This is a genomic window from Micrococcus sp. APC 4021, from assembly GCF_030407635.1.
Taxonomy (GTDB): domain Bacteria; phylum Actinomycetota; class Actinomycetes; order Actinomycetales; family Micrococcaceae; genus Micrococcus; species Micrococcus luteus.
On record NZ_JASDCZ010000119.1, the window covers coordinates 1 to 6,937 of the forward strand.

A 6,937-nucleotide genomic window follows, 5' to 3' on the forward strand; every position below is an offset into this window, starting at 1 on the left:
CGCTCACATCTTCTCCGGGGCGGACACGCCGAGCAGGCCCAGGCCGTTGGCCAGCACCTGGGCGGTGGCGTCGTTGAGCCACAGGCGGGTGCGGTTGAGGGTCTCCACGGGGCGCGGCGTGCCGTCGTCGGTGGGCATGGGCACGATCCGGCAGGCGGCGTACCACGAGTGGTAGGCCCCGGCGATCACCTCGAGGTGGCGGGCCACGCGGTGCGGCTCGCGCAGGCGCGCCGCCGCGGCGACGACGGCCGGGAACTCCGCCAGCTGAGCCAGCAGCTCCGACTCGGTGGCGTGGGTGAGCAGGGCGGCGTCGAACTCGGAGCGGTCCACCCCGTGGGCCTGCGCGGTGCGCGCCGCGCCGGAGGCGCGGGCGTGGGCGTACTGCACGTAGTAGACGGGGTTGTCGTTCGTGGTGGAGCGCAGCAGCTCGGGGTCGATCGTCAGGGGCGAGTCCGCGGGATAGCGGGCCAGGTCGTAGCGCAGGGCGTCGCGGCCGAGCCACTCCACGAGGTCCTTGAGCTCGATGATGTTGCCGGCGCGCTTGGAGAGCTTCGCGCCGTTGACCGAGATGAGCTGGCCGATGAGGATCTCGATGTTCGTCGCCGGGTCGTCGCCGGCGGCGGCGGCGATCGCCTTGAGGCGGTTCACGTAGCCGTGGTGGTCGGCGCCGAGCAGGTACACCTTCTCCTCGAAGCCGCGGTCGCGCTTGTGGAGGTAGTAGGCGGCGTCGGCGGCGAAGTAGGTGGGCTCGCCGTTGGCGCGGATGAGCACGCGGTCCTTGTCGTCGCCGAAGTCGGTGGTCTTGAGCCACACGGCGCCCTCGCGGTCCTCGATGTGGCCCTGCGCGCGCAGCCGCTGCACGGCCTGTTCGATCGCGCCGGAGTCGTGGAGCGTCTGCTCCGAGGTGAACACGTCGAAGTGCACGTCGAAGGCGGCGAGCGTGTCCTTGATGTCCTGCATCTGGAGCCGGTACGCGGCCTCGCGGACCACCGGGCGGGCGGCCTCGTCCGTCAGCTCGCGCACGTCCGGGTGCTCGAGGGCGACGGCGTCGGCCAGCTCCTGCACGTACGCGCCCGGGTAGCCGCCCGCGGGGACGTCACGGCCGTGCAGGCGGGCGAGGACCGAGTCGGCGAACACGTTCATCTGGTTGCCGGCGTCGTTGACGTAGTACTCGGCGGTGACGTCCGCGCCGGAGGCGCGCAGCAGGCGGGCGATCGCGTCGCCCAGCGCGGCCCAGCGGGTGTGGCCGATGTGCAGCGGGCCGGTGGGGTTGGCGGAGACGAACTCCATGTTCACGGTGTGCCCGGCCAGGGCGTCGTTGCGGCCGTACTCCGGGCCGGCCTCGACGATCTCGCGGGCCAGGGCGCCGGCCGAGGCCGCGTCCAGGGTGACGTTGAGGAAGCCGGGGCCGGCGACGTCGACGGCGGCGATGCCCGGCTTCCCGGTCAGGCGCTCGGCCACGAGCCCGGCGAGGTCGCGCGGGGCCATGCCGGCCTTCTTGCCCAGCTGGAGGGCGACGTTGGTGGCCCAGTCGCCGTGCTCGCGGCTGCGGGGTCGCTCCACCTTCACGCGCGCGGGGGTGATCTCCTCCCGCAGCGCGGCGGGGAGGTCACCGGCATCGACGGCGTCGGTGAGGACAGCGGACAGCAGGGCGGAGAGGTCTTCGGGCTTCACCCGCGCAAGTCTACGGAAGGGCCGCCGCGCCCGTGCGCGTGCGAACGAGCCCTGCGAGATGGCCCCCTCCGGCCCGCGGCGGGGGCCCTTTCGCAGGGTTCGTCGGGGTGGGGGGTCAGGCGGGCCAGGCGGCGAGGCCGCCGGCGAGGGACAGGACGCGCCCGCCCGAGCTCGGGTCGGCCCCGACGACGGCGTCCCGCGCCCGGGCCGACCGGGCTCCGGCCGCGCAGTAGACCACCAGGACGCGGTCCTGCCCGGGCGCGTGGGCCGCCGGCTCCGCGAGGACGGCCTCGAGCGGGACGTGCCGATCGGCCACCGCCGCGGGGGCCTCGACCCGGCGCAGGCGGCGCTCCCAGTCCTCGCGGACGTCGAGCAGAGTCAGGGACGCGGCCCGGGCGGGGTCGGCGAGCAGGGCGGCCAGCGCGGCGGGGGCGATCTCCTCGCCCGCGGCGCCGCAGGCCTCCGCCGAGCCGGGGGCGCCGGCGTCGTCCGGGCGGGGGGCCTGGGCCGCGTGGGCGGACAGGTCCGTCACGGGGGTCCGCTCGGGGTCGGTCACGAGCCGCAGCTCACGGAAGCGCATCGTCAGGGCGTCCACGGAGAGGAGTCGCCCGACCAGGGGCTCACCCACCCCGGAGAGCAGCTTGATCGCCTCGGCCGCCATGAGGGAGCCGACGATCCCGGGCAGCACCCCGAGCACCCCGGCCTGCGCGCACGAGGGCACCTCACCGGGTTCGGGCCGCTCCGGGAACACGTCCCGGTACAGCGGCCCGCCCGGGGCGAACACGCTCACCTGCCCCGCGAACCGCAGGATCGCGCCCCACACCACGGGCACGCCCGCGATCTCGCACGCGTCGGCCACGAGGTAGCGGGTCGCGTAGTTGTCCGTGCCGTCGAGCACGAGGTCCACGGCGCCGACCCGCTCGAGCGCGTTGGCCGCGGTCAGGCGTTCGCGGTGCTCGACCACGCGCACCTCGGGGTGCAGGCCGCGCATCGTCGCGGCGGCGGAGGCGGTCTTGGGGCGGCCGAGGTCCGCCTCGGCGTGGATCACCTGGCGGTGCAGGTTGGAGCGGTCCACCACGTCGTCGTCGATCACGTGGACCTCCCCCACGCCCGCGGCGGCGAGGTAGGTCAGCACGGGCGCCCCGAGGCCGCCGGCACCCACCACGAGGACGCGGGAGCGCAGCAGCGCCAGCTGGGCCTCGGGGCCGAAGCCGTCCAGGCTCAGGTGGCGGGCGAAGCGCTCGAGCTGGGTGTCGGACAGTGCGGTGAGGTCGCGGGGCTCACGGGCGGCGGGGTCCAGCGCGGCGGTCACCGCTCGTCCTCCTCGGCCGTGACCCGCCCGGCCATCGGCGAGGAGGCCAGGGCGTGCTCGCGGCGCGGGATGCGCCCGGCACGGCGGGCGTGGAAGCCCGCCTCGAGCGCGAGCCGGCACGCGTGGGCCATGCGGGCGGGCTCGGCGGCGCGGGTGATCGCGGAGGCGGCGAGCACGGCGTCGCAGCCGGCCTCCATCGCCAGGGCGACGTCCGAGGCCGTGCCCACGCCGGCGTCGAGCACGATCGGCACGGAGGCGCGCGAGACGATCAGCTCCAGGTGTGCGCGATTGAGGATGCCCAGCCCCGAGCCGATCGGCGAGCCCAGCGGCATGACGGCGGCGGCGCCGGCCTGCTCGAGACGCAGCGCCATGGCGGGGTCGTCCGAGGTGTAGGCCAGGACGGTGAAGCCGTCGGCGGCGAGCCGCTCGGTGGCCTCGAGGGTCTCGACGACGTCGGGCAGCAGGGTGCGCTCGTCGGCGATGACCTCGACCTTCACGAGGTCGGTCTCGAGCGCCTCACGGCCGAGCCGGGCGGTGAGCACGGCGTCCCGGGCGGTGTAGCAGCCGGCGGTGTTGGGCAGCACGTCGATGCCGAGGCGGTCCAGCAGCGCGACCAGGCCGTCGCGGGTGTCCGCGGACCAGCGGCGCAGCGCCACGGTGGTGAGCGTGGTGCCGGAGGCGACGAGGGCGCCCTCGAGCGCCGTGAGGTCGGTGATGCCGCCCGTGCCCATGATGAGCCGGGAGGCCAGGTCGTAGCCGCCGATCCGCAGCGGCGGGATCGCGGGGGCGGCGGGCGGGGTGCGGTGCTCGGCCATCGCTCAGCCCCCCTGCACCGCGGTGACGACGTCGACCTCGTCCCCGGCGGCCAGCGCCCGGGTGGCCCAGGCCGACCGGGGCACGACCTCGCCGCCGACCGCCACGGCCACGCCGAGCCGCCGCCCGTCCGCGGCGGCGCCGTCGTCGCCGATCGCGCGCCCGGTGACGTGCGCGACGACGTCGCGGACGGTGGCCACGGCCAGCTCGGCGGGCTCTCCGTTGAGGGTCAGGGTGAGGGTGCTCATGCGATCTCCTTCAGGCGGGCGTGCAGCAGCTCGAGGATCCGCCCTGCCGCCCAGGGGGCGAGCAGGATCCCGTGACGGTGGAAGCCGGTGGCGACGACGGCGCCCGGGGCCTCGGGCACGGCGAGCACGCGCGGGGCGTCGTCGGGGGTGCCGGGGCGGGCGGCGGTGGTGATCTCGACGAGCTCGCACTCGCGGACGGCGGGCAGGATCGCGGCGGCGTCGGCGAGCAGGTCCAGCACGGCCCCGGCGGAGGTGCCGGCCAGGCCGTCCTCGCGGGCCGAGGCGCCGACCACGAGGGTGCCGTCCGCGCGGGGCACGAGGTAGACCTGGCGCCCGTGGACGAGGCCGCGGACGGTGCGGGTGATCAGGTGCGACTCCCCCGGCAGCAGCTGCTCGGGGCGCACCCGCAGACGCAGCACGTCGCCGTGGACGGGGCGCAGCGGGACCTCGACGGCGGTGGCCGCGCCGCCGATCCCGCGGTGGCCCAGGCCCGCGGCGAGGACCGCGCCGTCGGCGGTGAGGACGCCCCCGTCGGCCAGCGTGAGGCGCACCCCCTCGCCCTCCGGGCCGGCGGCGGTGACGCGTCCGGCCACGAACCGGGCGGCGGGTCCGGCGCCGACCGGGAGCGGGCCGCCGTCGGGTCCGGTCTCGGCGCGCAGGGCGGCGACGCAGGCGGCGGCGAGCCGTCGCGGGTCCACCTGATGGTCGTCCGGGGCGTCGAAGCCGGCGGCCAGGCCCGGGGCCAGGGCGGGCTCGGCGCGGCGCAGCGCGCGGACGGAGACGGGCTCGACCCGGCGACCGAGGATCGAGGCGTGCTCGAGCACGTGGTCCCAGGCGCGGGCGTCCGAGGGGTCCGCGGCCACGATCCAGGCGCCCTGTGCGAGGAAGCCCGTCTCCACATCGGTGAAGGCGGCGAGCAGGTCCACGAGGGCCGGGTAGGCCTCCCAGCCGGCCTGCAGCAGCGGGGCGAGGTCGTCCTGGCTGAACTGGGTCTCGGCGAGCGGCGCGAGCATCCCCGCCGCGGCGTGGGTGGCCCCGGCCACGGCGTGCGGGCGCCCGGCGGCGTCCAGCTCGGGGGCGATCAGGGTGACGGCGTGGCCTGCGGCACGCAGACGCACGGCGGCGGTGAGGCCGATGATCCCGGCCCCGACGACGGCCACGTGCACGGACCGGTCCTCCTCACGGCGGCATGACCCGCATCGAGTGGTGATGGTCGGCCGCGCCGGCGCGGTGCGCCCCTGCGGCCCTCTCAGCCCGGCGTGTGCGGCCCGGGCTCCCATGGAACAGCGGCCAGTCTGCCACAGTGGGCGCATGCACTCCCCCGATCCGCTCCTGATGACCGCGGCCGGCCGCGACGACGGCGGCACCGGCCCCGGCGCGCGCCGCCGCGCCCGCCTCGCCGCCTCCCGGCTGTACGTCTGCACCGACCTGCAGCGGTTCCTGCGCCCGGACGGCACGCTCGACACGGCCGCGTTCGCCGACTTCTGCGCGGCGGCGTTCCGCGGCGGAGTAGACGTGATCCAGGTGCGGGACAAGGCCGTGGACGTGGCGGTCGAGCTGGCCGCGTTCGCCACGCTCGTCCCGCTGGCCCGGGAGCACGGGGCGCTCTCGGCCGCCAACGACCGCGCCGACGTCGCCGCCCTGGCCGGGGTGGACGTGTTCCACACGGGCCAGACCGACCTGACCACCGCGCAGTGCCGCGCCCTGCTGGGCCCGGACGTGGTGCTCGGCCGCTCGTGCCACACCGAGGCGCAGGTGCGCGGCGCCCGCGCGGAGGACGGCCTGGACTACTTCTGCACGGGGCCGGTGTGGGCGACGCCCACGAAGCCGGGCCGGGCCGCCGTCGGACTGGAACTGCCGACCCTCGCCGCACGCCTGGACGCGGAGGACCCGGCGGGGGCGCGGCCGTGGTTCGCCATCGGCGGCGTCGACGCGGACCGGCTGCCCGAGGTCCGCGCGGCCGGGGCGGAACGGATCGTGGTGGTCCGCGCCGTGACGCAGGCCGAGGACCCCGAGGCCGCGGCCCGGACCCTGCGCGCGGGCCTGCCCGGCTGACGCGCCCCGCGGGGAGGTCACGGACGGGCCGTCCTGATGGTGTAGAGTCGACGAGTCCGCAACGCGCTCGACGCGTCGCGACCCCCGCCTCCGTAGCTCAGGGGATAGAGCGTCTGCCTCCGGAGCAGAAGGCCGCAGGTTCGAATCCTGCCGGGGGCACGAGCGAACAGAGCCGGACCCCCGTGGCGACACGGTGGTCCGGCTCTTCTGGGTTCTGCGGACCCGGACGCTCGAGCGGAGCGGGAGGTCCGGGTCACCGGCATTCGAGGCGGGAAATCGACCTCATGGGACGTCCCGAGGTGCGTATTCGCCGGATTTCCCGCCTCGAACGTGTCGAAGCCCGGAGGTCCCGCCCTCAGCCCCGCTGCGCATGACCGTGGTCGACGGGCCCGTGCCACGTCGGCCGCGAGGCGTCCCCGACCGCGAGCGCCTCCCCCGCCCGCATCGCGTCGGCCAGCCACGGCTTGGCCCGCTCGAGTGCGTCCTCCCAGCTCAGGCCCGCCCCGGCCAGCGTGGCCAGGGCCGAGGAGAGGGTGCAGCCGGTGCCGTGCGAGGCGCGGGTCGTCACGCGCGGGCCGCGCACCTCGTGCACGGCCCCGCCCACGCGCACGACGGCGTCCGGCACCTCCGCCGCTGCGGCCTCGGGCGCCTCGGTCTCGTCCAGGTGCCCGCCCTTGAGCAGCACCGTCACCCCGTGCTCGGCGGCCAGGCCCCGCGCCGCGTCGAGGGCGGCGTCCCAGTCCGTCGCGTCCCGCCCGGTCAGCCGGGCCAGCTCGGGCAGGTTGGGTGTCACCAGGTGCGCCACCCGCAGCAGCCGGGCCCACGCGGCGCGCCC

Annotated in this window: 7 protein-coding genes, 1 tRNA gene and 1 riboswitch; of the genes, 2 read left to right on the forward strand and 6 right to left on the reverse strand. The window is 76.6% G+C overall.

The genetic code is table 11. The features are described from left to right. Positions 1–3: 3 nt before the first annotated feature. The 5 genes from argS to QL983_RS09560 all read right to left on the reverse strand — a co-directional run bounded on the left by argS (position 4) and on the right by QL983_RS09560 (position 5,213). Positions 4–1,674 carry an arginine--tRNA ligase gene (gene argS, locus QL983_RS09540; protein WP_122054182.1) on the reverse strand — a complete coding sequence of 557 codons (1,671 nt, stop codon included), beginning with the start codon at positions 1,672–1,674 and terminating at the stop codon, positions 4–6. Positions 1,675–1,789: 115 nt separating this feature from the next. Next, positions 1,790–2,986 carry a molybdopterin-synthase adenylyltransferase MoeB gene (gene moeB / locus QL983_RS09545; protein ID WP_036316580.1) on the reverse strand — a complete coding sequence of 399 codons (1,197 nt, stop codon included), beginning with the start codon at positions 2,984–2,986 and terminating at the stop codon, positions 1,790–1,792. Continuing rightward, positions 2,983–3,801: a thiazole synthase gene (locus tag QL983_RS09550; protein ID WP_036316581.1), complete on the reverse strand. Its 819-nt coding sequence runs from the start codon at positions 3,799–3,801 to the stop codon at positions 2,983–2,985. The genes moeB and QL983_RS09550 overlap by 4 nt, the downstream gene beginning before the upstream one ends. A 3-nt stretch (positions 3,802–3,804) precedes the next feature. After that, positions 3,805–4,047, reverse strand: coding sequence for a sulfur carrier protein ThiS (gene thiS, locus QL983_RS09555; RefSeq protein WP_036316587.1), 243 nt, complete (start codon positions 4,045–4,047; stop codon positions 3,805–3,807). Beyond that, complete coding sequence (locus tag QL983_RS09560) at positions 4,044–5,213, reverse strand: FAD-dependent oxidoreductase (RefSeq protein ID WP_036316589.1); 1,170 nt, start codon at positions 5,211–5,213, stop codon at positions 4,044–4,046. The genes thiS and QL983_RS09560 overlap by 4 nt, the downstream gene beginning before the upstream one ends. Then, positions 5,207–5,337: riboswitch (TPP riboswitch) on the reverse strand. (Overlaps the previous gene by 7 nt.) Before the next feature lie 21 nt (positions 5,338–5,358). Between QL983_RS09560 and thiE the strand changes: the two genes are divergently transcribed. Continuing rightward, on the forward strand, positions 5,359–6,102 hold the full coding sequence (gene thiE / locus QL983_RS09565; RefSeq protein WP_036316591.1) for a thiamine phosphate synthase: 744 nt from the start codon (positions 5,359–5,361) through the stop codon (positions 6,100–6,102). An 86-nt stretch (positions 6,103–6,188) separates the two neighbouring features. Continuing rightward, positions 6,189–6,261, forward strand: a tRNA-Arg gene (locus QL983_RS09570). Positions 6,262–6,457: 196 nt separating this feature from the next. Here QL983_RS09570 and QL983_RS09575 read toward each other — a convergent pair. Next, on the reverse strand, positions 6,458–6,937 hold a 480-nt coding region (locus tag QL983_RS09575), incomplete at its 5' end, for a bifunctional hydroxymethylpyrimidine kinase/phosphomethylpyrimidine kinase (RefSeq protein WP_290152635.1).

Bases quoted from the DNA above. Each gene is read 5' to 3' on its own strand.
- QL983_RS09550 (WP_036316581.1), bottom strand. From the start codon at position 3,801: ATGGCCGAGCACCGCACCCCGCCCGCCGCCCCCGCGATCCCGCCGCTG.
- thiS (WP_036316587.1), bottom strand. From the start codon at position 4,047: ATGAGCACCCTCACCCTGACCCTCAACGGAGAGCCCGCCGAGCTGGCC.
- thiE (WP_036316591.1), top strand. From the start codon at position 5,359: ATGCACTCCCCCGATCCGCTCCTGATGACCGCGGCCGGCCGCGACGAC.